Annotated in this window: 39 protein-coding genes and 1 tRNA gene; 32 read left to right on the forward strand and 8 right to left on the reverse strand. The window is 46.2% G+C overall.

The window, feature by feature from the left end:
- Nucleotides 1–169: 169 nt before the first annotated feature.
- The 3 genes from J2T14_RS22050 to J2T14_RS22060 all read left to right on the forward strand — a co-directional run bounded on the left by J2T14_RS22050 (nt 170) and on the right by J2T14_RS22060 (nt 6,432).
- Nucleotides 170–4,039, forward strand: a complete 3,870-nt coding sequence (locus tag J2T14_RS22050) for a response regulator (RefSeq protein ID WP_307474818.1) — start codon at nt 170–172, stop codon at nt 4,037–4,039.
- A 101-nt stretch (nt 4,040–4,140) separates the two neighbouring features.
- On the forward strand, nt 4,141–4,866 hold the full coding sequence (locus J2T14_RS22055; protein WP_307206066.1) for a response regulator transcription factor: 726 nt from the start codon (nt 4,141–4,143) through the stop codon (nt 4,864–4,866).
- Between the two features lie 270 nt (nt 4,867–5,136).
- Nucleotides 5,137–6,432 (forward strand): putative bifunctional diguanylate cyclase/phosphodiesterase, encoded by a 1,296-nt coding sequence (locus J2T14_RS22060; RefSeq protein ID WP_307474223.1) that lies wholly within the window; start codon nt 5,137–5,139, stop codon nt 6,430–6,432.
- A 401-nt stretch (nt 6,433–6,833) separates the two neighbouring features.
- On the opposite strand, the gene J2T14_RS22065 is transcribed toward J2T14_RS22060, so the two are convergent.
- A complete protein-coding gene (locus J2T14_RS22065) occupies nt 6,834–7,052 on the reverse strand; it encodes a hypothetical protein (protein WP_307206064.1) in 219 nt (72 codons plus the stop codon).
- 588 nt (nt 7,053–7,640) lie between these two features.
- On the opposite strand from J2T14_RS22065, the gene J2T14_RS22070 reads away from it, so the two are divergent.
- Nucleotides 7,641–8,552, forward strand: a complete 912-nt coding sequence (locus tag J2T14_RS22070) for a serine/threonine protein kinase (RefSeq protein ID WP_307206062.1) — start codon at nt 7,641–7,643, stop codon at nt 8,550–8,552.
- On the opposite strand, the gene J2T14_RS22075 is transcribed toward J2T14_RS22070, so the two are convergent.
- Nucleotides 8,518–9,153: a TraX family protein gene (locus J2T14_RS22075; protein WP_307474225.1), complete on the reverse strand. Its 636-nt coding sequence runs from the start codon at nt 9,151–9,153 to the stop codon at nt 8,518–8,520. The two genes, J2T14_RS22070 and J2T14_RS22075, sit on opposite strands and share 35 nt — an antisense overlap.
- Nucleotides 9,154–9,376: 223 nt before the next feature.
- Nucleotides 9,377–9,679 (reverse strand): hypothetical protein, encoded by a 303-nt coding sequence (locus J2T14_RS22080; RefSeq protein ID WP_307474227.1) that lies wholly within the window; start codon nt 9,677–9,679, stop codon nt 9,377–9,379.
- A gap of 197 nt (nt 9,680–9,876) precedes the next feature.
- On the opposite strand from J2T14_RS22080, the gene J2T14_RS22085 reads away from it, so the two are divergent.
- Nucleotides 9,877–9,951: transfer RNA gene (locus J2T14_RS22085), tRNA-Thr, on the forward strand.
- A 37-nt stretch (nt 9,952–9,988) separates the two neighbouring features.
- On the opposite strand, the gene J2T14_RS22090 is transcribed toward J2T14_RS22085, so the two are convergent.
- The 3 genes from J2T14_RS22090 to J2T14_RS22100 all read right to left on the reverse strand — a co-directional run bounded on the left by J2T14_RS22090 (nt 9,989) and on the right by J2T14_RS22100 (nt 12,454).
- A complete protein-coding gene (locus J2T14_RS22090) occupies nt 9,989–11,410 on the reverse strand; it encodes a recombinase family protein (protein ID WP_307474230.1) in 1,422 nt (473 codons plus the stop codon).
- A 262-nt stretch (nt 11,411–11,672) separates the two neighbouring features.
- A complete protein-coding gene (locus J2T14_RS22095; protein WP_307474231.1) occupies nt 11,673–12,173 on the reverse strand; it encodes a hypothetical protein in 501 nt (166 codons plus the stop codon).
- Between the two features lie 17 nt (nt 12,174–12,190).
- Nucleotides 12,191–12,454, reverse strand: coding sequence for a sunset domain-containing protein (locus tag J2T14_RS22100; RefSeq protein WP_307474233.1), 264 nt, complete (start codon nt 12,452–12,454; stop codon nt 12,191–12,193).
- Between the two features lie 78 nt (nt 12,455–12,532).
- On the opposite strand from J2T14_RS22100, the gene J2T14_RS22105 reads away from it, so the two are divergent.
- Complete coding sequence (locus J2T14_RS22105) at nt 12,533–12,862, forward strand: LytTR family transcriptional regulator DNA-binding domain-containing protein (RefSeq protein ID WP_307474236.1); 330 nt, start codon at nt 12,533–12,535, stop codon at nt 12,860–12,862.
- Between the two features lie 606 nt (nt 12,863–13,468).
- On the opposite strand, the gene J2T14_RS22110 is transcribed toward J2T14_RS22105, so the two are convergent.
- Nucleotides 13,469–13,828 (reverse strand): helix-turn-helix domain-containing protein, encoded by a 360-nt coding sequence (locus J2T14_RS22110; RefSeq protein WP_307474238.1) that lies wholly within the window; start codon nt 13,826–13,828, stop codon nt 13,469–13,471.
- Nucleotides 13,829–13,979: 151 nt separating this feature from the next.
- Here J2T14_RS22110 and J2T14_RS22115 point away from each other — a divergent pair, with 151 nt between their 5' ends.
- The 18 genes from J2T14_RS22115 to J2T14_RS22200 all read left to right on the forward strand — a co-directional run bounded on the left by J2T14_RS22115 (nt 13,980) and on the right by J2T14_RS22200 (nt 20,595).
- Entirely contained in the window at nt 13,980–14,204 is a 225-nt protein-coding gene (locus J2T14_RS22115) for a helix-turn-helix transcriptional regulator (RefSeq protein WP_307474241.1), read from the forward strand.
- A gap of 50 nt (nt 14,205–14,254) precedes the next feature.
- Entirely contained in the window at nt 14,255–14,998 is a 744-nt protein-coding gene (locus J2T14_RS22120; RefSeq protein WP_307474242.1) for a phage antirepressor KilAC domain-containing protein, read from the forward strand.
- Nucleotides 14,999–15,121: 123 nt separating this feature from the next.
- Nucleotides 15,122–15,352 (forward strand): hypothetical protein, encoded by a 231-nt coding sequence (locus J2T14_RS22125; RefSeq protein WP_307474244.1) that lies wholly within the window; start codon nt 15,122–15,124, stop codon nt 15,350–15,352.
- Nucleotides 15,328–15,492, forward strand: coding sequence for a hypothetical protein (locus J2T14_RS22130; protein ID WP_307474246.1), 165 nt, complete (start codon nt 15,328–15,330; stop codon nt 15,490–15,492). Before J2T14_RS22125 ends, J2T14_RS22130 begins: the two co-directional genes overlap by 25 nt.
- A 2-nt stretch (nt 15,493–15,494) precedes the next feature.
- Nucleotides 15,495–15,662 carry a hypothetical protein gene (locus J2T14_RS22135; protein ID WP_307474248.1) on the forward strand — a complete coding sequence of 56 codons (168 nt, stop codon included), beginning with the start codon at nt 15,495–15,497 and terminating at the stop codon, nt 15,660–15,662.
- Complete coding sequence (locus J2T14_RS22140) at nt 15,652–15,777, forward strand: hypothetical protein (protein WP_307474249.1); 126 nt, start codon at nt 15,652–15,654, stop codon at nt 15,775–15,777. Before J2T14_RS22135 ends, J2T14_RS22140 begins: the two co-directional genes overlap by 11 nt.
- Nucleotides 15,774–16,148, forward strand: coding sequence for a hypothetical protein (locus J2T14_RS22145; protein WP_307474252.1), 375 nt, complete (start codon nt 15,774–15,776; stop codon nt 16,146–16,148). Before J2T14_RS22140 ends, J2T14_RS22145 begins: the two co-directional genes overlap by 4 nt.
- Nucleotides 16,145–16,381, forward strand: coding sequence for a hypothetical protein (locus tag J2T14_RS22150; RefSeq protein WP_307474254.1), 237 nt, complete (start codon nt 16,145–16,147; stop codon nt 16,379–16,381). Before J2T14_RS22145 ends, J2T14_RS22150 begins: the two co-directional genes overlap by 4 nt.
- Before the next feature lie 123 nt (nt 16,382–16,504).
- On the forward strand, nt 16,505–16,762 hold the full coding sequence (locus J2T14_RS22155) for a hypothetical protein (protein ID WP_307474256.1): 258 nt from the start codon (nt 16,505–16,507) through the stop codon (nt 16,760–16,762).
- Nucleotides 16,763–17,139: 377 nt separating this feature from the next.
- A complete protein-coding gene (locus tag J2T14_RS22160; RefSeq protein ID WP_307474258.1) occupies nt 17,140–17,355 on the forward strand; it encodes a hypothetical protein in 216 nt (71 codons plus the stop codon).
- Complete coding sequence (locus J2T14_RS22165) at nt 17,348–18,091, forward strand: hypothetical protein (RefSeq protein WP_307474261.1); 744 nt, start codon at nt 17,348–17,350, stop codon at nt 18,089–18,091. The genes J2T14_RS22160 and J2T14_RS22165 overlap by 8 nt, the downstream gene beginning before the upstream one ends.
- Nucleotides 18,092–18,412: 321 nt before the next feature.
- A complete protein-coding gene (locus J2T14_RS22170) occupies nt 18,413–18,955 on the forward strand; it encodes a hypothetical protein (protein WP_307474263.1) in 543 nt (180 codons plus the stop codon).
- Nucleotides 18,948–19,349, forward strand: a complete 402-nt coding sequence (locus tag J2T14_RS22175) for a hypothetical protein (RefSeq protein ID WP_307474265.1) — start codon at nt 18,948–18,950, stop codon at nt 19,347–19,349. Before J2T14_RS22170 ends, J2T14_RS22175 begins: the two co-directional genes overlap by 8 nt.
- A 41-nt stretch (nt 19,350–19,390) precedes the next feature.
- Complete coding sequence (locus tag J2T14_RS22180) at nt 19,391–19,606, forward strand: hypothetical protein (RefSeq protein ID WP_307474267.1); 216 nt, start codon at nt 19,391–19,393, stop codon at nt 19,604–19,606.
- The gene (locus J2T14_RS22185) at nt 19,599–19,955 is read left to right on the forward strand and encodes a hypothetical protein (RefSeq protein ID WP_307474269.1); all 357 of its coding nucleotides are present in this window, start codon (nt 19,599–19,601) and stop codon (nt 19,953–19,955) included. The genes J2T14_RS22180 and J2T14_RS22185 overlap by 8 nt, the downstream gene beginning before the upstream one ends.
- A complete protein-coding gene (locus tag J2T14_RS22190; protein WP_307474271.1) occupies nt 19,948–20,202 on the forward strand; it encodes a hypothetical protein in 255 nt (84 codons plus the stop codon). Before J2T14_RS22185 ends, J2T14_RS22190 begins: the two co-directional genes overlap by 8 nt.
- Nucleotides 20,199–20,465: a hypothetical protein gene (locus tag J2T14_RS22195; protein ID WP_307474273.1), complete on the forward strand. Its 267-nt coding sequence runs from the start codon at nt 20,199–20,201 to the stop codon at nt 20,463–20,465. Before J2T14_RS22190 ends, J2T14_RS22195 begins: the two co-directional genes overlap by 4 nt.
- Nucleotides 20,452–20,595, forward strand: a complete 144-nt coding sequence (locus J2T14_RS22200) for a hypothetical protein (RefSeq protein WP_307474275.1) — start codon at nt 20,452–20,454, stop codon at nt 20,593–20,595. Before J2T14_RS22195 ends, J2T14_RS22200 begins: the two co-directional genes overlap by 14 nt.
- Before the next feature lie 177 nt (nt 20,596–20,772).
- Here the strand turns inward: J2T14_RS22200 and J2T14_RS30940 are convergent, their stop codons facing one another.
- The gene (locus J2T14_RS30940; protein WP_373458184.1) at nt 20,773–20,997 is read right to left on the reverse strand and encodes a helix-turn-helix domain-containing protein; all 225 of its coding nucleotides are present in this window, start codon (nt 20,995–20,997) and stop codon (nt 20,773–20,775) included.
- 130 nt (nt 20,998–21,127) lie between these two features.
- On the opposite strand from J2T14_RS30940, the gene J2T14_RS22205 reads away from it, so the two are divergent.
- The 8 genes from J2T14_RS22205 (at nt 21,128) to J2T14_RS22240 (ending at nt 24,463) form a co-directional block, all read left to right on the forward strand.
- The gene (locus J2T14_RS22205; protein WP_307474277.1) at nt 21,128–21,277 is read left to right on the forward strand and encodes a hypothetical protein; all 150 of its coding nucleotides are present in this window, start codon (nt 21,128–21,130) and stop codon (nt 21,275–21,277) included.
- 2 nt (nt 21,278–21,279) lie between these two features.
- A complete protein-coding gene (locus J2T14_RS22210) occupies nt 21,280–21,717 on the forward strand; it encodes an endonuclease domain-containing protein (protein WP_307474279.1) in 438 nt (145 codons plus the stop codon).
- Nucleotides 21,718–21,722: 5 nt separating this feature from the next.
- Nucleotides 21,723–22,607 (forward strand): hypothetical protein, encoded by an 885-nt coding sequence (locus J2T14_RS22215; protein ID WP_307474281.1) that lies wholly within the window; start codon nt 21,723–21,725, stop codon nt 22,605–22,607.
- On the forward strand, nt 22,531–23,277 hold the full coding sequence (locus tag J2T14_RS22220; protein WP_307474283.1) for an ATP-binding protein: 747 nt from the start codon (nt 22,531–22,533) through the stop codon (nt 23,275–23,277). Before J2T14_RS22215 ends, J2T14_RS22220 begins: the two co-directional genes overlap by 77 nt.
- Nucleotides 23,278–23,386: 109 nt before the next feature.
- A complete protein-coding gene (locus J2T14_RS22225) occupies nt 23,387–23,617 on the forward strand; it encodes a hypothetical protein (RefSeq protein WP_307474285.1) in 231 nt (76 codons plus the stop codon).
- On the forward strand, nt 23,614–23,745 hold the full coding sequence (locus J2T14_RS22230) for a hypothetical protein (RefSeq protein ID WP_307474287.1): 132 nt from the start codon (nt 23,614–23,616) through the stop codon (nt 23,743–23,745). The genes J2T14_RS22225 and J2T14_RS22230 overlap by 4 nt, the downstream gene beginning before the upstream one ends.
- Nucleotides 23,746–23,762: 17 nt before the next feature.
- Nucleotides 23,763–24,014 carry a hypothetical protein gene (locus tag J2T14_RS22235; RefSeq protein WP_307474289.1) on the forward strand — a complete coding sequence of 84 codons (252 nt, stop codon included), beginning with the start codon at nt 23,763–23,765 and terminating at the stop codon, nt 24,012–24,014.
- A 29-nt stretch (nt 24,015–24,043) separates the two neighbouring features.
- Nucleotides 24,044–24,463, forward strand: coding sequence for a hypothetical protein (locus J2T14_RS22240; RefSeq protein WP_307474291.1), 420 nt, complete (start codon nt 24,044–24,046; stop codon nt 24,461–24,463).
- Nucleotides 24,464–24,468 lie beyond the last annotated feature (5 nt).

Genomic DNA, 24,468 nt, shown 5'->3' on the forward strand with positions numbered 1-24,468 from the left:
AGTTTTCCGGTTTTTTTGCGAGCATACGACTTTCAGCCTGCCGTGTTTTTGGATGAATGCTATAACTCTTTATCTCGTTAAACATCCTAATTGAAGGTATAATAGTTTCAATTATTGTTGGCATTATACAAAAGCGGACGGGCTGAGAGGAGAACAACACTTGAAAAAAATGTCTTTGCGGACTAAAGGGCTAATCTTAATCATTCTGATTTCCTTATTTCCGCTGCTGGTTGCGGGGATCGGCAACTACTCTGCCGTGAAGGAATCGATGACTGAATCGGCCATCGAGCAGGCAAGCAGCCAGCAGAGCATCCAAGCGAACGACTTGTCTTCTTGGATGGCGATACGCAAGGCGGAAGTGCTTGTCATGAGCCGCACCGACGCCGTTAGGTTCGGCAAGGACGACACAAGGCTGACTTATTTTCAGCGCGAGCTCATTCGAAGCGGATTCGTCTATTACGCAATGGGCTATGCGGATAAGGACGGCAACGTGCTGCGTACCGATGGCGAGCGTCGCGATATTGACAAGGAGCCTTTCTTTCAAGATGCCATTAGAGGTCAAGTGGTCATAACCGACCCGTATACGCCTTCCTTCTCCAGTCTGAAGCAATTTTTAATTGTCGTACCGGTCTATGGCCCGCAGAACGAAGTACAGGGTGTCGTCTATGCTTCCATTTTGTTCTCGGCAATCGATAAGTTTCTGGAGAAGAACATCGACCAATCCGTTCTCTACCTGTATACCGACAATGGAAGCATGATATTTAACTCTGTCTCCGGTGTCATGGAGAATGTTTCCTTATATGATGACGGCATGAGTCTGAAGCCCTTTGCAGAGAAGCTCACCACGATTGATCAAGGCTATGTGAAAATAAGCGAGCAATCGGGGCGGCACGCTTTGTTCTACACCAAGGTTGACGGGACGCCATGGCGGCTTGCCCTCAAGGAGCCGATATCCAAGCTGGAAGCGATGTTGAATCCGATCTTCTGGCGGATCTTTATTACGATCGCGATATCGGAAGCGATTATCGCGCTTACGTTCTACTTGTACTTCGAGGGCATTATCAAGCGGCTGGAGCGTATTCTTGCCGTAACGGAGCAAGCGGCGAGCGGCGATTTCGAATCCAATCACTTGGCCACGACGCCGAACGACGAAATCGGCCAGCTGGCTCATTCGGTTAACGGCATGATGGAGCACTTGCAGGAAATGTTCGACCGGCTAGAGGCGATTATTAACCAGAATCAGTATGCGTTCATCGTGCTTGACGATCAATACCGCGTTTCGTATCTCAACAAGAAGGCCGAGGAGATGCTCGGGTACACGACGGAGGAGCTGTCCGGATGGGCTACGCCGCTTCTGTTCATGGATATGGAAGAGATCGACAGGGAAGCGGAGAGGCTGACGGAGCGATTGGGACGCGAGGTGCAGCCGGGACTGGAAGTATTCAAGGAGCTGCGCAACGAGAAGTTCTCCTACGAAAGAGAGTGGACCTTCATTCATAAGGATGGCACGCGTATCCCGACGGTTCATAGCTCGAACGGCTTGCGTGACCGCAATGGACGATTCTCCGGCGTCGTAGGCATGGTATCCAACATTACGGAGCGGAAACAGGTGGAGAAATCCCGCAATCGTTTACTGGAAATCGTCGAATCGGCGAAGGACCTAATCGCATCGGTCGATATGGAAGGCAAAGTCATCTACTTGAATGGCGCCGGGAAGGAAATGCTGGGCATTGAAAACGAGCATGGCCATTCGGAATTGGTCGAACAGCATGTACAGCCGGGCATGTATGGGGAACTCGTGCGCGGAGCTAAGTTTGCCGAGAAGAGAGGCTTCTGGGAAAGCGGCGCGCAATTGCTCAGGAAGGACGGCGAGCTGCTCCATGTATCGATGGTCGTTGTCGCGCATCAGGATATGTGGACGGGGGAGAAGTTCTTCTCCTGTATCGCCCGCGATATCTCGGAGCAAATACATGTGCAAGACGAATTAATACGCGCACGGGAAGAGGCGGAAGAGGCGAATCAGTCGAAGAGCCGATTCTTGGCGCTCATGAGCCATGAAATCCGTACGCCGCTTAACGGTATTGTCGGCCTTACCCATCTGATGAGGAAGACGGGCTTGTCCTCGTCCCAGAAGGATTATATGGACAAGATGCAGACCTCGTCCGAGACGCTGCTGCGTATTATTAACGATATTTTGGACTTCTCCAAAATCGAAGCCGGCAAAATCGAGGTCGAACGGCTGCCGTTCCAGCCGGATGAGCTGCTTAGCCGCCTGACGGATCAGCTTAGCGTATTCATGGGCGGCAAGGAACAGTTCGAATTCATTATTGAATCCTCGGAGCGCATGCCTCAGACGGTGATCGGCGATGCGATGAGACTGGAGCAAGTGCTGCTTAATCTATGTATTAACGCCATTAAGTTTACGAGCAAAGGTCGCGTGAAGCTTCAGGTTGAGCAGATGGAATCAAATGGGGAAACGGCGCGGATTCGATTCGATATCTCGGATACGGGTATCGGGATGACGAAGGAGCAGCTCGATAAGCTGTTCAAGCCTTTCACGCAAGCGGACGGTTCTACGACGCGCAAGTTCGGAGGCACGGGGCTTGGGCTCGTAATTTCGAAGAGCTTCGTCGAGCTGATGGGGGGCAAGCTGAAGGTGGAGAGCGTACCGGCCGTGGGTAGCCGCTTCAACTTCACCTTATCGTTCCCGATCATTCATTCCTATGCGCAGCACGCTTGGCAGCTCGACGCCGATATGGCCGAGCAGCCGGTATGGATTGTCGAGGACGATGCGGAGATGCGGTCTCATTGGAGCGGCATGATGGAGGCTTTCGGAATGGCGCCCGTTTCCTTCGATTCCTGGAAAAATGCGAAGGAGCGGCTCATGAGGACTGGGGCAGGCACGCTTCCGAAGCTCATTATACTCGATATGGAGATGCCGGACATGTACGGGGTAGAGACATGGCTGGAGTTCCACCGGGTAGCGGAGGCGAGGGGCGTAAGAACGATTGCGATGACGACCTCGTACGGTCGGGACGAAATGCTGCAATTGCCTGATTCGCAGCGTCCGGTTACGTTGCTCATTAAGCCGTTAACGCGAATAAGCTTGCAGCGTGCGCTTAGCGGACTGGAAGAGAAGGCGGACGCCGATTTGCGACTTATGGCAAGCGGCAAGGAAGTCGCGGCTGCAAGTTCTGCGGCAAGAGTGGGCAAAGCAAGAATATTGCTGGCCGAGGACAATAAGATCAATCAGCTCGTCGCTCTCGAAATATTGAAAGCGAGCGGCTATGAGGCCGGACTTGCCGAGAATGGGCAGGAGGCGCTGAACAAGCTGGAGGAAGAGCATTGGGACCTGGTTCTGATCGATATTCATATGCCGGTTATGGACGGGTCCGAGGCGGTCCGGATTATACGCGAGCAGCCGAGGTTCGACAAGCTTCCGATCATTGCGGTAACGGCCAATGCGCTCACGCAAGATCATGAGCGGTACTTGAAGATGGGAATGAACGGCGTCGTCACGAAGCCGATCGATGCCGAGCGGCTGCAGAACGTCATCACGTATTGGCTGGCGCAAGGCGGCAAGGACAAGCTGCTGTCGCCTGCCTTATGGGAGGATGGCGCGATTGAGGCCGAGAGCGGCAAGCAGGGGCAGGAGAAGGCCGAACTGGTACTGCCGCAGATCGAAGGGATGGATGTGCCGGGGGCTCTGGCACGGGTGAATGGCAAGCTGCCGATCTTTATTCATATGCTGGAGCAGTTCCGCCGCGATTACTTGTCATTTTGCGATCAATTGCGGTTAACGGTGCTGCAGGAGGAGCTGTCCATGGCGAAGCGGATGGTTCATACGCTGAAGGGAGCGGCAGGCTATTTGTCCGCTGCGGAGCTGTCGGCTTCCGCAGCCGAGGTCGACCGGATCTTGAAGGAAAGCGAACCGGATACGGTTATTTTGCATGCTTCCATTCATAAATTAAATAAGGAGCTTACGACGCTTCTGGAAGGGCTTAAGGATGTCCCGGCTCTGTTCGACAATAAATCCTAACAATTTTCTAACAACTTATTGTTCAGATAAAAGCGGTATTGTATAGTAGAGATACATTATAAAATCGACAGAAATCTTCAATCCTGAAAAAGGGTGACGACATGTATAAAGTTCTAGTTATTGAAGATGATGTCATGATGAGCGATATGCTGTCTATGTATTTGTCGGAAGAAGGTTATTCCGTCGCACAGGCGTATCGTGCGGATGACGGCATTAAGCTCGCAGCGGAGTTCGGTCCCGATCTTGTGCTGTTGGACCTCATGCTGCCCGACCTGGATGGAATGGAGGTGTGCGCCGTCATTCGAAAAAGGTCCAACGTGCCCATTATGATTCTTTCGATGAAGAGCGAAGTGTCCGAGCGCGTGCAAGCGCTTAAGGCAGGAGCGGACGATTACATGTGCAAACCCTTTAGTATGCACGAAATGACGGCAAGGGTGGAAGCATTAATCCGGCGCTCTCAGACGACGATATCCGAGGCCGTACTGCAGGCAGCCGCGACGAACGAGGCCTTAGACGATCTGGATCCGATTCAATTGGATTTCGAGAGAAGGCTGCTGCTCGTACGAGGGCAACTGGTAGAGACGACTTTTTCCGAATATGAACTGATGAAGCTGTTTTTGGCTTATCCGGGCAAAGTGTTCAGTAGGGAAGAACTGATTAACACGATTCGCGGCTTCGACTCCTTCGTTACCGATCGCGCTATAGACGTACATATTGTCAATCTTCGGAAGAAGATCGAGCAGAACCCGAAGGAGCCGCGTCTCATTCGTACCGTGTGGGGGTTTGGCTACAAATACACAGCAGATCACTCGACCATAGGCAGATAATAATGGATCATCTTCCAAGAAACATTTCATTTTCTAAAATGACAAAGAAACCATTTCGCAACGAAGCGGATGGTTTTTTTTGAGCAAATTAACCCGCGTCGACGTGGACACCATTCCGACAGGAACGGAAGACCTATTAGAATAAGTCGTTAGGCCTGTCCATGTGTTTATTAAAATATCTAACAAAACTAAAACCCTTCCCATAAATTTCCCTAATAGTTGTATGGCAGAATAGACTTAACGAAAAAAATGTTAAGGCGGCGATATAGGATGGAGGCATTAACCGGATTGTCTGGGCGTAAGGAAGTATTCGCGCAACTTGAAACAGCTGTCCATCTAGCGCGTGCGGCCGATAATCGATTGATTGTGGCCCTAGTCGACCTTGATCGGTTCTATCGGTTAAATGCAACAAGAGGCCATGAATTCGGGGATGAAGTGCTCAATATCGTGGGGTCAAGGCTGGAACAAGCGGGACCTTCGCCTGCAACAGTATGCAGAATCGGCGGCAACACGTACATGGTATCGATGCAGCTCAAACATGGAACGGATTCATGCCTGCACGCAGTGGAAGCAATTAAGCACGCGGTCGAGCTCCCGATCGATGAGGACGGAACGGAGCTGTATCTTACCTCCAGCATTGGAGCTGCCCTATTTCCTGAGGACGGGCAATCATGCGAGCAACTTGTATGCCGCGCGGAATCCGCACTCCATCAGTCGAAGAGCGAAGGCGGCAATCGGACGCTATTTTACAACTTGGACAATACCTATCGATTGCATCGAAGAATCGATATCGAGGCTTCGCTAAGACCGGCTTTGTACATGAGGCAATTTTATCTGGCCTATCAGCCGATCTTCCGGGTATCCGACGGCAAGATGAGAGGTTTCGAAGCGCTCATTCGTTGGAAGCATCCTGAGCTTGGCGTCATTAGCCCGGCGGAGTTCATCCCAATAGCCGAGCATAATGGACTTATCGTCCCAATCGGAGAATGGGTGCTTCGCGAGGCATGCAAGAGGCTTGCCGGCATGAATAATTACGGATTAGGTCCCCTGATCATCTCCGTTAATATTTCGCCTGTACAGCTTCAGGATCCGACCTTCGCGCAGACCGTTCTTCACATCTTGGATGAGCACGACATTGATTACAGCTCTATTGAACTGGAAATTACGGAGAACGTGACGTTGAAACATTCCGAAAAGGTGCTGTCCTCCTTAAGCAAGCTTCGGTGCGCAGGCGTGCGTATCGCGTTGGACGATTTCGGAACGGGTTATTCCTCTCTCGTCAACCTCAAGCAGCTTCCTATTCATTGTCTCAAAATCGATAAATCTTTTATTAGAGAAATCGATTTGCCAAGCGCGGAGAGGTTGATCGTCGAGTCTCTAGTCGATCTTGTACATAAGCTTGGCCTAGAGGTTATAGCCGAGGGCGTCGAGTATAAAGAACAATACGAATTGCTCAAGTCTTGGGGCTGCGACTATGTACAAGGCTTCTTGTTCGGCAAGCCAATGAATCCCGGCCAGCTCGATCTATCGATGATCAAAACGAATGGAACGCCGGCTTCATTGTAAGAAATCGCGGCCGCCTTTGCAATGCAGGCGACTATGGCCGAAGATTTGCAGCTTCAGACTAACCGATTCCAAGCGTAGCTTGATTGGGGCTGTCCAAGCAGACGATTGATTGTCTGTTTGGACAGCCCTTTGCGTTGGGTGACGCTGCTTACCCGTTCCATCGAGCTGGCGTCAACCGTCGAAGCAGCGTTGTAAGAGCGTATAGGCGCTTAAGGGGAGTAACATGGGTGCGGTGAAGCTGCGTAAGAGCATGTACACGCTTACAAACTGCCGGCGCACTTCTTATAACGCAAAGAAACCGCCTGGCATTTGGCGGTTTTCACGACTTTGGCGATCTATGAGTTAGATGATGATATGAAGTGCAGTTAATTATAAAGTGTATTAATTATTGACTAAGAAATTTAGGAAACTTCCAAATAAAGTTTTGTGCCGTCCGTATATTGGAAGATAGCGACATCGCGTACCATTTCGACGGATTTGATTCGTCTCCACTTTTTGCGGAAGTCGAAATCCAGTTCCATTTCATGTAATTTATGGTTGAGCAGTTCTATCGATGCCGATTGTTCGTTAGGATAGTAGACGGGGACAGAACGTTTTTTGAAGTTAATGATTCGCATCATAACCTCGAACACCTCCGATCATTTTTTCCTATTCTAACGTACAATTCTTAGCGCCTTATGAAACTACCGTAAGGATTTTGTTTATTTTGCTCACATTTTCCTAACAGGTTTATGAACTGGAAAAGCTGCTATATTTTTTCTTGTAATAGCCATGACCGTAATTTCGTTGCCCCGGTGGCGGATAATGCGGCGGACGGTTGTGACCTCTTCTATAGTCACTGCTGCTGTAGTGGTTACGTCTATGGTTTTTACGGCCCATGAGGGAGTAAAACAAACGTTTTAGCAAATGTCTAATCATCGCTCTGACCTCCTGTTCCTGCATTTGTAAGGTAGTACGGCGGGGTTGCGTCAAAGTTTCCTGCGAGAGACCGTTTTCTGCTCGACAACAAAAAATAGGCGATGTAAGCTGGGCATACAATATATACATAAACTAAGGCATACATGCGTTCTTTACTTTAGTATACGCTTACGAAGTAAGCTTGCTAAGCAAACTTTACCATACGCTTTCGAAGTAGGTTTGCATTCGCAAACCTTGGCATATGCTTACGAAGTAAGTTTGCTAAGCAAACTTTTTGGGAGGGTGGCACCATGCTTCATTTTATCGCAAGGAAATGGACAGAGATGCTGAATCATTGGCAAGATTATCCGCTCCGGAAAGGGATGAAGTGGCAAGGACGCTACCGGATCGAGCGGTTTCTCGGTATGGGCAGCTATGGCCAGGCATACGCCTGCCATGATCTGCAGAGCGGTCAATCCGTATTGCTGAAGCGAAGCAAGCCGAGCAAGGGAGAGTTGGGCAGGCGGCTGCTGGAGAGGGAAAGCTTTATTTTGCAGGAGCTGCTGCATCCTCAAATTCCGCGTTGGTACGGCTACGAGAGGATGGCCCATGAAGATGGCCTTATCATGGAACTTATAGACGGCAGCAGCATGGAGGACGAGTTGCAGGAGCATGGCCGCACTTACGCGGTGCTCGAGGCGCTGTATGTGCTGCAGAACCTGTTGCAGCCGCTTAAGGAGCTGCACCGGATGGGGTTCGTTCATCGAGACGTTCGCATACCGAATGTGTTGCATAAGCAAGGGGTCATGTATTTGATCGACTATGGCTTAGCCTGCCGGATCGGAGAGGAGCTTCCTCTGGAGCTGCGCGAGCAGCTTAAGGAGATGCCAGCGGCTTCGGAGGCGTTATCGGACAGCTGGGCGGCGGTGAAGCGGCGCATGCGCGAGCCTCACCCGACGAGCGATCTGTATGGACTCGGCCATCTGTTCCTCTTCTTGATGTACGCCGGTTACGAGGCCTCGGAGGATTTGGAGGATCGCGGCTGGGAGGAAGAGCTGGGACTTCCCGAGCAAGTCATCAGCTTCGTACGCAAGCTTCTCATGACAGGAGAGGAAAGTTATCTATCCGATGAGCAATGCGAGCAGGAGCTGGAGCGGCTGATTGCTGAGCTAGAAGGGCCAAGCACCGTCATTCGGAAGTTAACAAGTAGCAGGCGACGGTAAGCAGCACGAGGTGAAGCGGATAAAAGCTACGCCAGACCCAACGCGGAATCTTGATCCGATCGGCCGCTCGGACGAAATCGGGCAAGTAGACGAGCAGCAGCGTGGCAGCAAGACTGAACAATTGAATGTACCAGCCTTTATAAAATACGAATACCGCGTTCAACGCAAAATGCCAACCGATCATCCAATACGGAGACGAGTAGCGGTATATAAGCACCAGCAGGACGCAATAAGCGCCATAGCTGAACGGCAACGCTTCGACGAGCAGAACGGCTGCAGCGGCAACGCTTATCTGAACAGCCGGCTTGCTTTTCCAGCGATCCAAAAGCATGAGCAGCAACAGGCTGATGAATAACGTCCCTACAGTATTGACCTCCGTATGCTTGAACAGCAGCATATAAGGAATCTGTGAGATGATGGCGATAAGGCCGATTCGCTTCAAATAAAGGTTCACGCTACGGGTGCGGAAGTAGCCGAGGACAAGCGCGTAAGCATAGAATGGCAGCGCAAGCCTGCCGATCATTCGCCACCCGGCGTCATCTGGAAACCAGACGATGCCGATATGGTCCACTAACATCGACAACATGGCTAGAAATTGCATGGGAATCACCTTCGGAGATGAGGTTTTTTCCCAGTATAGCACAACATCGATAGGACTAGAGGGGAAGAAAAGCCCCCAGCTTCGGCAGATGGAAGCGGGAGGCCTCGAATCGTATTCCTTCCTTGTCATTTGTATGACGGCAATCGTCGGTTTAGACCTTTAAGAGACAAGAAAGGACACGCAGTTGTCGAAAAAGCTGCCGATGCACGCGCGTTTTGTCTAGCTATCTGGGCGCAATCACGAGCAGGTCGAAGAGCATCAGCGGCAGGACGGCATTATACGGATTGTTGAACAATCGCGGGTCGCGCATCGTGCATTGCAAATAGACGAAGCTTCGGTCAACGTGCATAATGACGCCTTCATAGCAGCGGCCATCGGACATTTTGACGCAAACGTATTTATTCATATGATTGCCGCACAGGCGCATGACCTTGTCTCGAATGTCGTTAACGGTCGCGGAATGCACCGAATCGGCTTGATAGACGAGTGTAGGGCTTGCCGCCGCTTGCTTCTTTTTGTCGGACAAGATACTACCTCCATTCGAATGGATTTGTCATATAAGTATGCGGCATAGCGGCATGTCATGCTGAAAGGACGGGGATGCTTGGACGAAAAATCGACACAATATAGGAAGCGAAAACCAGCGCAAAACGTATTGACTTTTTTCTCGAAAATTATTATTCTAAAAAAGGTCTTTCTTGAGAGAACGACGATCGATGATTTGCTGGTGTAGCTCAGGGGTAGAGCAACGCACTCGTAATGCGTAGGCCGGGGGTTCAATTCCCTTCACCAGCACCAAAGTACCTACAACATCCACTTTTGGGTGTTTTTTTGTTTATACCGTCTTCAATTCATCGATTATCCATCGATGGCCATCATGGTGAATCGTAATACTCTTGAACATGGATTGAACCATTTCTTTTTGCATTTCCTCCGATATAAGCTCCCAGTTATTTTTAAGATCCGTAACAAGTTGTAGAAGCTCCTCAGGCGAGAACTCTTTCTCTTCCACCTCAAGCGGTGCAATGAGAGCGAACACGCCCGCCATGCGCACCTCTTCATCCTCAATTAACGCTGCATAATCCTTCGATGTTAAATTTCCGTCACCGAGCGCCAGCATCCAATTCTTTTTACGCCGGTTCGACGTTTCAACTTCCTTCTGGATATCAACTTTCGGTCGCTTCTTAGAAACTTTCGGTTGGATCGCTCCACCTTCAAAAATAACTTGCGATAGGATCAACTCGTTGAGATTCTTTTCAGATATTTTAGGGGCCGTACATAGCTTGTGATGAATATTCTTATGACAAACGTAATTCTTATATTTCGCAATTCCATATGATCGGTTGACGGTCGTTGCTGTTCCATTGAAATTCGCTCCGCACAGTCCACATTTGATAATGCCGCTATAGGCGTATAGATAAGAATTGCGACTCATTTCGGAATTGAAGCGCCGCTTCACAATCTTTTTAGCAGCTTCGAAATCTTCTTTAGATACGATTGGCTGATGTGTTCCCTCGGTTATGATGCGCCGATCCTCAGACCACGTTTTGGGCTTGAAATGGTTGTATCCGGCATACCGTGGATTCGTGACGACCTTATCGATCTTATCTGCATCCCACAAGCCACCTTCTTTTCCCTTCGACTTTTCGTTCATGTGCCGGGCAATCTTCATTTTCCCCCAGCCAGCCAAGAACAGCCTATATACCTCACGAACCAACTCAGCTTCATCTTCCTTTATAACAAGCTCCATATCGTCGTTAAACGTGTAGCCGAGTAGGGGGCGGCTTCCATACCTTCCGCCCTTCTGAGCCTTCTTAATGAGCCCCTTGAGCGTCTCCTCACGCAAGTTGTCGAGGTAGACCTCTGCCCATATCCCTGAGAACATGAGGAATGCTTTGCCCATTGGGGACCGTGTATCGATTTCCTCTGAACCTTGAGCTGCGATTATTAATCGAACGTCAAGTTTGTTAATGAGCTGAAGGAAATTGTATAAGTCACCTTGGTTACGGGATAACCTGTCTAATTTGTGGATAACAACGGTATCGAATCTACCGGCCTTCATATCATCTACCATCGCTTGAACGCCTGGACGCTTAAAAGTCTTACCGCTTACTGCCGGATCGGAGTATACGCGGTAGAGCTGCAAACCTTTCTTGTTCACCAACTCCATCAATATGTCATGCTGGGCTTCCATCGAAAAGCCCTCATCGGCCTGCATACGGCTCGATACGCGAATATATATGGCTGCTCTGTTCATATGTTCCTCCTTATAAGAAAAGCCCCTAGAGGGGGCTTATGTTTTTCTACTACTCAATCTTCATCCAACCTTTAGATAAACTATAAGACCACGTTTCGTCAGTCTTTTTATTGTATTTTAATAAGATATCATTTTCTCCATGGTTAGCAAATTGATATTTGTTGGTATCTACAATATAGTAAACCGACACTAGTACTGTTGAACATATTAGGAAAACACAAATTATTGCAGACCAGTATTTATTCATGTTACCCTCCATTATCTAAAATTTAATATTAACTATATTTCTTGATTCGTCATTAAAGTTAGACCAGCTTTCGAAAAAATAACCTATCTCAAAAAGCATGAACTCACTTTTTGACTGTGGCACCAAGTATAATACATAATCACGTGTAGATCCGTAAAACTCTGTCTTTTGTTGTCTATTGTACGGTTCATAGATATTATGTTCGTCATCTATTAAAACGAAATCTCCGTACATAGACGCATAATCGGTGTATTCATCTTCTTGTCCAGTTGTATCATCGAACGTGACATCAATAACAACCCAATTATGACCATCTAATGCAGGTATGTCTTTGTTGACCTTTACACTATTTATCATGTAATTGAAACCAATTCCTTCGACAAGCTCCCCTATTGAAAAATATTTATGTTCAATTTTTATTGGTTCTTCGGTAGCTTCTGGAGGAGGAGATTCCGTTGAACATCCTGTAATCATTAAAATAAAACTGAGGATGCATAGAAAATATAATTTATACAATATATAACACCTCATCCTTATCGTTTGGACTTTCTATAACCGGCATCCTCAGCAGCGGTTTCATTAGAAAAGCATTCCTCAGGATCGGTTCTATCATAATAATTGCCACTAGGCACATGGTAGATTAATTCACCCGTTTTTGATGTGGCATTTCCTTTGATTGGATACCCTGACGGGCAACCATCTCCAATTGGACTTGCGCTTCCTGTTGTGTCACTATCTACGCTTGAACTACAGGAAGATAGTAAAACAGCTAATGTTACTAAAGTGATAACTTTCATCCAACACCATCCTCTGTAATTTATATGTATTTTATCGGCATACAAATGGAAATAATGAGCAGAAAAGGAGGGCTTATTATGCCTATGCCGGTGTTTGATAAAGACAATAATATGCTGATGCTAGAAGTTGGTAATATATTCTGTATCCACAAGAATGTTAAGACACGCAAAATTCTTGTTACCGCTGAGAGTGGGGAGTTTTATGTACCATCAACGATTGAGCAGATAGGAGATATCATGCATCCGATGGGTTTTCTGCAGATCGACAAGAACAACGTTATAAACGTTTGTCGAATAAAGTCGCTAGAAGGGAACGAAGTATCCGTTGATGGATCGACTTATGAGGTTTCTAGGAGGCAGTTGATCACTCTAAAGGAAATGATTACTAAATATCGACCGTTGACGTAACACGAACGGTAATTTACCTTCGACTTAATTCGACAGACAAAATGAGAATTATGAGTTTACAATGAATATATGACATGGAATCGATTGATTATTAACGTGATGTGGCGTACAATGTCGGTGTAAACGTTTCCAATGTCGATATTTTTTACCTGTTTTACACGAAAAAGTGTAACCGTCTTATGAAGTAGCTAAGCTACTTCTGCTGCCACTCCCATTCGTAGATATTGTCAATTTTGCAATTTAGGTAATGAGCCATTAGCTTTGCAGTGCGGAGGTTCATAACCGTTCTCAAATTGCAATAATCGGATATCTTTTGCGGGCCCTTGTCGGTAACATCAGCTAACCACTGCTGGTCTTTACCGATTCGGTCAAGCAATTCGGGAATTCGGCAGCGGACGGGTACAGGCTCCATATCCGTGCCACCTTTTCAGTTTTGAGAACAAAGATACGAACAGCCGTTCCTATTTTTCAGTCGATATGCTATCATTAATCTACTATAAAGCGGCTGTTACAAAAGATAAGGGGTTGTGCGAATGGATCAGGAATTACAGGAAATAGCTACAAAGTTATTAAGTATTACTAATATTGATTCTGATGCAAACGAACTTATTGGCCGGATTTCATTGATTTTGCGATCCCCAGAATCAACTCCCGAAGAGTCGCATTCACAACAGTATTGTCCCTCAGATTAACCCCGTAATGTGCTTCTGCCTCTCTAATTACACGTTCATATTCACTTTCAGGGAGCGTGTATTCGCTCTCTTTTTCGTTTCCAGTCAACAACCAATCTAATGTGACATCAAATTCTTTTGCAATCTTAGCTGCCATTTCATGAGAAGGTTCTCGCTTGTCTGTTTCATACATACCTAAAGTACTCTTACCAATCTTTAATACCTTCGAAAATTCCTCTTGAGATATTCCTTTTTTATTTCTTAAATAAGCAATTCTAGAACCTAAAGAAGCCATGTAACAATACCTCCTTCTAATTAAAAGTATATCACATTACGTGAACATTGAATCTGTGATCACAATTTGTGAAAATAAGTCTTGACGATCACATATCGTGAGTGTATATTGTTAATAGGCGGTCACGATATGTGAAGAAAGGAGTGAGACAATGAAGAACACGAAGATGGCAGAACTGCGGGGAACCCGTTCCCTACGAGAAGTTGCTAAGGAACTGGATATTCCTTACAGCACATACGCCATGATTGAAACTGGTCACAGATTCCCACGGAAAGAACTAGCAATGAAGCTATCTAATTTCTATGGTGTAACAGTCGATGAGCTTTTTTTTGCCCATAATGATCACGAAACGCGACCGGACAAACAGACTGCTTAGCTAATAGATAGTTTACACCACTAAATCCCAATCAGAAAGGTGGAATATCAATGAAACTGTTCAACTTTGGAGAAAAGGAACTGCGCGTCATCGAAAAGGACGGCGAACCTTGGTTCATATTGAAAGACGTTTGCGAAGTTTTGGACATCGATCAAGTGGCTGGCATAAAAAGAAGGTTATCCGATGACGTGATTTCAAGTCACCCCATCCCTGACACCCTAGGACGCATGCAGGACACGACACTTATCAGCGAAGATGGCCTATATGATGTGATTCTAGAAAGCCGCAAACCGGAGGCAAGGGCATTCCGCAAATGGATTACAAGCGATGTTATACCATCCATACGAAAAACGGGTTCATACAGCATTGACCGCCCTTCATATATGATCGACGATCCGATTGATCGGGCTCAGAAGTGGATTGATGAAGAACGTCAGCGGCAAGCTCTTATGGCGCTTAATCGTGAACGTGACGAGCAGTTGTACCTCCAAGCACCTAAAGTTGCACTTTACGATACCGCGATGAATGCAAAGAACAATTTCACGATGGAGCGTGTTTCGAAAACGATCGGATACGGCCGGAACAAGCTATTCGACTTCCTGAGGGAAATGAAAGTTCTCCGTACCAACAACATGCCATATCAAGAATACCTAGATCGCGGTTACTTCGATGTTCGGCAATATAGCATAACTCATTTAACGAGCGGAATCGAGAACAAAACGCAAACGTTGGTAACACCTAAAGGAATGGCATACATCCATAAGTTACTTACTGAAAACGGAAAAATAGCATAAGGAGGCCCTAACCATGGAAAAAGTCATCATAAGCCTATCCATCTTCCCCCGCGAGGTATTGGAACGTTACGCAAAAGAGGTAGAAGCCAACAAAGACAAACATAAGCACAGGAAGAAAGGCGCATGAAGGTAGCCTACTTATCCCACAACTTCACCCTAATGCGAATAGAACATTGTCAGAGCGAGGAAGGCAAGAAGAAACTTGCGCTCAATTACTTCGTGCATGACGGTCCGCTAGTGAATGAGCAGATGAAGCTAACCGAGAAGCTAATCGAGCAATTGGAAGCACAGATAGAGGAAATGAAGAAGAAGCTGAAGGAGGAACGGGGATGTACCAGCAAGGACAACGATTAAAAAAAGTGTATGACGGTTCTATAGTCACAATTAACCGTGTTGGAAGCGATCATCTTGTGTTGGATGGAGATTTTGAACCTAATCATGTTGTCATGAAGGATAAAGTTTCATCTTACTACAAACCGCTTGAGGAGGCATAGCCATGAAAACCCTACTACAACGCCTCTTATCCGAACGATACACCCTCTCAGAAAGCCGCAAAGACAATGTACTGCATGAATACATCGACGACAACGCAGACGACCTATTAGCCCTTCTAGACAGTCTCATAGCCATTCATACGAAGGAGGATGAAAAGCATGTTGCATAGGATCGTTGAACGACCGCATCCCGTCACCATTGTCCGCAATCCGAATCACCCAGAGTACTGGTACACGGAGCAGCAGAAGCGATTTGATTCTTATTTGAGAGGAGCGATGAAATGAGTGAGAAAGTGAAGTTGCCGCGTGAGGTGGCAGAGGCAATTGGAATTGTTCGTATGGCTGGATTGACTGATTTCTACATCGTTGGTGAGGCGTACAAAAGAGAAGGTACTTATTCTCCTTCTATGAATGTGATCATCAATTATATCACTGCTAACACTACTGATTGGTTAGATGAAGAACATGAAAAAGGCTACACCCACATCATGAAAGCCCTTGTCAACGGCTACGAGGTTGAAGAAACGCCGGAGGAAAAAGTAAAAGCGCTGTATAGAAAATACGCAAATGAAACAGATATGCACTATGGGTATCGCTTGGGAGTTTACGAATGCTTAGAAGCACTCAACATCAAAATTGAGGGGGTTAACGCATGACATCCATCCCACACCCTGACAAGCCTTGCGAGGCACAAGAAATACGCGAACATCTCCAAGTCCTACTAAACAGCAACATTAAAGGTAAATGGGACATGGAAGGCGTGATGAACTGGTTGAAGTACAAGCTCCCACAGCTTACAGAAGCCTCTGACACGATGGTGGAGTACATCGACGACATTTACCCTGATACGGTGATTGACTTGGTTAAGAGAGAGGATGAAGCAGCGTGACAGGTTATCAGTATGCATCATTTATAAATTCTACCTCTGATGAGCTTCATACCGTGCTAGGCGTTGTGCCCGTTGTAGGTCGTGTATGTACTGTTGATCCCATGTTTGGAAGCAGATGGCGGCATGTACTATGCCATCCAGATGATAAAGGCAAAAGCGACGAAAAAGAATTTTTACATCCATTCAGAGATATTTGAGAGGAGAAGAGAAATGACCAAGCCAACCCTATCGGACAAGCAGTTAGACGACATATGGTTTCTCCTCCAAGACGGTGAACCATTGGATAACAAGACAGCTAAAGCGCTATTCGAAGACAACTGTTACTACGCTGGAGAGATGAACAAGCTCAAATACGAGCAAAGAAAGGAAAGAGTTGCATGAACAAAGTTTCTCCATGCTGTCATAGATCGATAATTAAGCGCGCAGGAATGGATTACCCATTAGGTGGTAGTCAGTGGGGTATGGCATACACCTATGATGCTTGTGAATGTTGCGGAAACGAGGTTGAGGAATATGTCGAAGAGTGCGGAATATGCGGAGTCGTCGGATGTGACGAACAGTGTGACAACGGAACAGTATCGTTGGTTAGCGCAGCAGATGCGCAACCGACCAAATAGCCGGCACATTGCGAGAGTGTTGTTCCTTAACTCACATAGACTGATGCCGGCACAAAAGAAAAAGGCACTGCGCTAACAGTGCCCGACAGGTAAAGAAAAACGATTATGTACCCATTTTAAAAGCGAAGGTGGGAAACGTCAATGGAAACGGCCCAATTTTACATTATGAAGCATTTGAATGGAACACCAGTTAACTATAGATACGAGCCTGCAAAGTCTATTCGATCAGCAGCAAGGTTTAACGATAAAGATCATTTTGATGCATGGATAAACGGCCATTATAAGCCTAAGAATCCAGAAGATTACGTTGTGAAGCTTGTTAGAGCCACATACGAAGAGGTGGCAGAAGATGAATGAAAACATGAAGGTGTACGAGCAGGTTAGAAGCGTACCTCCTGAAGCTTTGAAGGCGATCACGGGCGGACGACTCAAGGGCATGAGCGACATCAACCCAATGTGGCGGATTAAGATGCTCACTGAGGTCTACGGTCCATGCGGTATAGGATGGCGTACAGAGATCACGGAAAAGCGCTTAGAACATGGTGGTGGAGATGAAATTGTGTGCTTCGTTGATATTAATCTGTACGTGAAGGTAGACGGTGAATGGTCTTATCCAATCCCAGGCATGGGAGGAAGCTCATTTGTAACGCTAGAGAGAAGCGGACTATATACGAGTGACGAGTGCTTCAAGATGGCATATACAGACGCTATCAGCGTTGCTTGTAAGTCTCTCGGCTTTGCAGCAGACGTTTACTTCGAAAAAGACAGAACCAAATATACGCAGCAAGAAGAAAAGTCTTCACAAGCTCCACAAGGCTCGCAGAACAATCATAGCAACCAAACGAACCAAACTACTAAACAGCAAACGCAACAGCCTACTGGTCAATCTCAAACTACTACAGATATGAGTGTGAAGTTAGCATCCGAGAATCAAGTTAAACTCCTTGCAATGAAACGGAAATATGCTGGATTTGACGGAATGAGCGAAATTAATGCTTATCTCGGTCTTGAACTTACTAGCCTGAATGATCTTCCAGCGATTAAGGTCAACGATTTGATTAAGTTCTTGGACGGACACAAGAAGTCAGCATAGGAGGCTAATACATGGCTCTACCATTCAGCCCGTGTCCTAAGCCCTCATACGGTCGAAATAAGCCCACAGCTAAACAGCGCGGCTCAATATCCACGAAAGTACGCAGACATCTTAGAGAGCGATCTAACGGCATCTGCGAACGTTGCCACTACGCCCTAGCAACCGAAGCAGCACACTTGGTACGGAGATGGCGCATAGAGGTATGCACGACGGTGACGGATCTCGCACACCTTTGCAATAAATGCCACACGGCATGCGATACCACAGCAGAGGGCCGCACATGGCTCTCTGACTTTAGACGACATTTGGAGGAAAAAGCCAATGAATAACAAGATAGCCGAGATCAAAGAGGCGTTGAGCAAGGCTACACAAGGTAAATGGGATGGTGACGGTGGTGTACTTATTGAGTCGTATAATGCAGAAGGGAAATTTATAAAAAATATAGCAGCCACATTTGGGTCATACAACTTAAATAATTTCAACCATGAAGCCGATGCCCACCTCATAGGCAACGCCCCAACCTATATAAGCTACCTACTCGACGAGCTTGAGAAAGCAAAAAAATCTAACAACAACATGTGGGAATGTCCTGATTGTGGTTTCGCTTATGACGCTTGCCATGTTGATGTGGATGCAAACGGACTCGAAACAGGAGAAAACACTTGCCCGTTATGTGCTGAAGAAGCTCTGACCAAAGAAAATGAGCGACTCCTATCCGAACACACCGCCATGAAGGAAGCCTTGGAGGAAATTGCTTATGATGGGAGATCAAATTTAACTTTACTTGGCGGAGTAATCCATGCGCGAAAGGTCTTATCGTCCCTCCAATGCCCTACAGAAAAGGAGGACAATGCCAATGGATAACAAGATAGCCGAGATCAAAGAGGCGTTGATCAAGGATCACGAATTGTACTTATCTGTAGGATTGTACGATGCTATGCAGCCGTCGCAATTCAAAGAAGTAGTAGACTCTTTGCTATCTGAAAATATCCCATACATGCAATCGTGGGGAACCCATACAAAAGATGAATACATCGATATTATAGATTCTCAATTCGAGGAATTAAAAAGACTTCGCGCCGAACACGCCGCCATGAAGACCGCATTGGAATGGTATGCACCGACTATTCGTTATTCATGTGATTGGGTTGACCCTAATGATCCTGATTACCCATATCCAAGAACGCCTGAAGTATACGGAGACGCTGGAAAGAGAGCGCGGCAAGTCCTCTCCACTCTCCAATGCCCTACAGAATAATCCTATACGACAGCACAGGCATGAGATTGAGGAGGATACAGATGCATAAATTCAAATTCGGTGACGTAATCGAAAACGGACATGCAAGTCTTGATAACCCGCGTAGAAAAGGTATTTTCGTAAAAAAGAATTCTAAAGGACACTATGAAATGACCGATGGCAAAGGATCGTTTTGGCTTAATGCCTATGATAATGAACAGCTTAAAAAGATAGGTAGCGTTGTCAGATGGATCGAGGAGGAACAAACAAATGATTGAGAATATGCAGCCTGGTAGAGAGTTGGATAAGATCATTCGAATTAAACTATTTGGAGATATAACAGGGAATTGGACGTGGCTTGAAAGTTGGGGCCATAACTGGATTAAAGATAATTCCGAACGAGGAGTGTGGTTTGAATTGCCGCAATACTCCACCACATGGGAAGGTATGCGCCTAGTGGTAGAAGAGATGCAACAGCGCGGATGGGATTTTAAACTCGAAGCTATGGGTCTTAATGTTTGGGTGGCTGAATTCGGGACAGCTGGTTCTATGGGTGAAAGTAGCGCCCCTCATGCTACATGCCTAGCCACCCTATTAGCCCTATGTGAGGAGGATACCAATGATTGAGATTGATGATATTCGTGAGTTAGTTAAGCCCGGATGCATTATTCCTGTACCATTCTCGGTTGATGAATGTGGGGTATGGATCAAAAGAGTGCAGCTTCTACTTAACAAGCTTGATCAGGTGGAGAAGGAACGTGACGACCTACGAAATGCTCTAGAAGCAATTAGAGACTTCAAATTAGGCAATGCACTCGTTCACGTACAAACGTTAAAAGATACAGCTAGATTAGCGCTAGGAGGATACCAATGATTAAACTGACCGCCATTATCACAGATGGCCCTGTATACCTTGAAGCAGATCAAATAAGAGCAGTCTATACAGACAAAGGTAAAACAAATGTAGTGTGCGGCGCGGTGGCTTACCCTGTTATGGAGTCGCCTGAGGTAGTTGTTCGCCTTATGACGGATGCCAAGCATCGGAAAATGAAATTGCAAGCGGCCTATACGTATACCGGCAAGTACTTGGACCCTTACGCACTAGAGCAGGAGGATATATACCATGAGCCATCATAACGAGTCCGGCGAACTGGGATACGCCAAATTCACTATACGAGACAAAGTAACCGCTCATATCAAAGCGCTCAAGCTACGCATAAGAAACTGGGACGCTGAGCGATGGTATCGCAAATATGGTGGTATGTGAGGCATAACAAATTCTGATTCAAATATGAGGAGGACATACGGTGGAATTAATTAGTTTATGCGATTCATGCAAACGAGAATGGTTTGTCCCTGATTGTGGAGCAACTGTTAATGACTACGTAGCAAAGAAAGGGATCGGCGTAACCTCATGCAAGAAGTATACACCTAAGAGGAACGCCTAATCCTTCTCATCCGGCACATATTCAATGATATCTCCAATAGAGCAGTTGAAGTGCTTGCATAGAGATTCCAGCGTTGAATAGTCGATACGGACGTTCGATCCATCGTAAAGACGATGCAGCGCTGGAGCGCTCACCTCAGTCATAATTGCTAGTTTATTAATGCTACGAATCTTATGTTCGCCCATTAGAATATGTAATTTACTTTTAATTGGCATAATCATCACCCATTTTTATCATAACCATACCGAGTGAAAAGTAAACGTTATGAGACTAATTCTATCGATAACGTTACAAATCTAACGGTAACGTGATATACTTGATATATAAATAACAAACAGGAGGTTGATAGATATGTCTAAAGTTGTTCCATTTCAAATTCGATTGGTTGAAGAAATCAACCGCGAGATTAAAGCTAGTGCAGCTTATACCGGTCTGACAAAACACGAATGGATTGAGAAGGCCATAGCTGAGAAATTAGAACGTGAAGGCATGGTGGTGTAAGAGTGACTAAAGATTACGAATACTGGAGACGAGTTTTCATTACTCGGGTGACAGATCACTTATACGAGACGATAAATGCAATTGAGAGAAATATAGAGTCGCCAATCGAAAGGATAGCTGCACTAGAAGCTTTGAAATTTAGAGATACCGCAGGAGAAATCACATACAAAATAATGTCACAATATCCTGTTGGCCCTTATAAAGCAGACGTTGTTGTAACTGGACCAGATAAAAAAGTAGCAATAGAGTGCGATGGTCACGAGTTTCACGAGAAGACAAAATCTCAAGCGGCTAGGGATAAAAAGCGTGATCGAGAGTTTCAAAAGGAAGGTTACATCATCTTGAGGTACACAGGATCTGAAATCGTAAATGATCCAACTGTTATCCGAACGGACCTTTTTAAAATATTCGGGGTCACAGTCAATAAACTGAGGGAGTGACGGAGTTGGCGTTCATTGGTATAGACCGTGAAATTGAAAGTCATTGGATATACCAAGATGCAGAGTATTTCAAGGTGTGGTTTGAAATCCTTCTGCGAGCCAGGTACTCCAGTGATCCTGAAAAGACAATGCTAGAAGGCAAGTTAGTAACGGTAGAACGAGGGCAATTCATCTTTGGCCGGATAAGCTGGAGCAAAAGGTTAGGCATAAGCGAGCAAAGGTTGAGGACTTTATTCAAGAAGCTGGTTTCTGACGGAATGGTAGAACCGATTCAGAAGTTTCCAAAGTTTTCGCTTTATCGCGTTAAAAACTACGAAAAGTACAACCAGCAGAGCAACCATCAACAAAGCCAGTCAGATCAAGGGGAGTCAGGAACTGGTAACCAGCAGAGCAACGGAGAATCAACCAGCAGCCAACCAGCAGCTAACCAGCATCCAACCACACAAGAACAAGGTAGTAACAATGATGATACAAAGAAAACAAAGAAAACATATACACCCGAATTCGATGAATTCTGGAATGTGTATCCTCGGAAAATCGAAAAGGCTGATTGTTTTAAAACTTGGCAAAAGGTTCTTAAAGCAGGTGAACAGTCTTCATTCATTATCCAATGTGCTATGAATTACTCAGCCGAATGCCAGAAGAAAAAAACCGAGCAACAATACATTAAGCATCCAAAGACCTTTTTAAACGAGGAAAGATATAAGGATTACAAATTTATCGCAGTGGGGGGGAACAACAATGGAGAGCATAGGACAGGCACTCAAGGGATTCGACTTGGAAGCTATCCGAAAGCGAGCGGAGGCGAATCGATTGTTAAAGGCCGAACAGGGTGGATCGGCAACAGCCCCCATAAGTCCGCATCAACCGACTTGTCGGATTTGCAATGATGAAGGTGGCTATATCGTTAAATCAGAGGATGGCGAACGCTGGAGGATATGCTCGGACTGCCAAGATAGGAATAAGGCAGCTCGCATTATGAAGCAAAGTAAGATTACGGAGGAATTCAAATCCAAGCTGTTCAAAAACTTCATGCAAGAGGGAATGTCTGATCAGGTTTACAACGCATGGAAGTCAGCCGGAACGTATGCAAAGAAGTTTGCAGAGATCCGTAGCAACCGCCAAAACGGGATGGCGTTGCTGGGTATACCAGGCAGCGGAAAGACACACCTTTGTATGGCGGTCTGTAACCATTTGATAAGGAACGGCGAAGGTCTCATATACTTCCCGTGGGTGGAAGGGTTCAACGAGCTTAAAGCCAACCTTAACGAGCTTGAGGAACGAGTGGGATTGCTTCAGCGGATTCCGATACTGTACATCGACGATATGTGGAAGGGGCGTAAAGAGCCGACGGACTTCCAAATTGAGCAGACATTCGCCATTATCAACTATCGCTATATGAACAACTTACCAATAATCATATCGTCCGAGTTCGACATTGACGCAATGTGCGCTTTCGATATGGCGATCGGATCGAGGATATACGAAATGTGTCGCGACTTTTGCGTTGTGATTGAGGGCGGCAGGGAATTGAATTACAGGTTGAGGGAGGAAGCATAGTGACAAAATTCAATATCAAAAAGTTTTGCAACGCATGCGGAGTGTTTGAAGATGATTGCCATTGTGAAGATGAACGTGAATCGGATGACAAGACGGAGGAGGAAGCTTAATGGTCGCTGAAGTGTTATTTCAATCTTCGCTGTATGGAGTTAGATTTTGGGAAGTTAAGGTCATTGATGGTGATCGGAGTCACCGCATAGATGTGAGTGTTACGGGAATGAAACGATTAGGCGTAGCTACTTCACTCAGGAGTACTAAAAAGCTACTGACGTGGCTTAACGAAACGGAAGACGGACAAAAATACCTTGCTGAGAAGATCGGGAAGAAGGTATCTGCATGAAAAAATCAGATGATTATGAATTATTCGACAAAGACTTTGACGAATGGATGCAGCGAGGAAGAGAAGCATTTGGCTTAGAGGAGCATCCAGGTGAGTTGGAACAGGTAATCAGAGCAAGTGGAATATGAGATGAGGAGTGATAGGGATGAGCTACAAAGAAAGTGATATCAACACAGGGATTCACACTCGTATTGATGACAGAGCGAGGATATCGAGTGCGTGGAGGACATACGCAAATGCTGACTTCGAAACGAAAGCATGGGAAACATTCCTTTGGGTGGATGAAAAGATCGCAGTGGAGTACGACACATTAAGAGATGCGGAACAGGTTGTTGAGCTCCATTTCGAGATCATGAACAAATACCGCAACTCAAAACGGGAAAAGGCAGCCGAATAGGGTGGAATATGAGATGAGGAGTGATAGGGATGAAACAGTTAACAATCACAGATTTCGTTAACGGAGTAGAGGTAATCACAGGAGGACGGATAACAAGCGTAGCACCATTGGGATACTCAGGTAATGATCTAGTGCTGGATGGGCAGAGAAGGAATGAAAGTGGCAAAAGAGAGAGCTTGGTAAGCCTTCGCAGGTATTGTGATACAGCGGAACTTCTTATCACTGACAAGGAAGGTCGATTTTTAACGTACCAAAAATACCATTTCGTCTTAGGAACTCCTTTCATAGCACACAAATTTTTTGAAGCTTGGAATGAGTTGAGCGATTTTATCGAAAAAGACATGAACGAAGATGTCGAAACGGTGTTCGCAAAGGATGCAACGTGGTCTGTAGGGTTTAGGATCTTAGCTCTTGCGAATAGCGCCACCGAAGCGACCGAATCCGCTTAACGAAG

Source organism: Paenibacillus harenae, assembly GCF_030812415.1.
GTDB lineage: Bacteria > Bacillota > Bacilli > Paenibacillales > Paenibacillaceae > Pristimantibacillus > Pristimantibacillus harenae_A.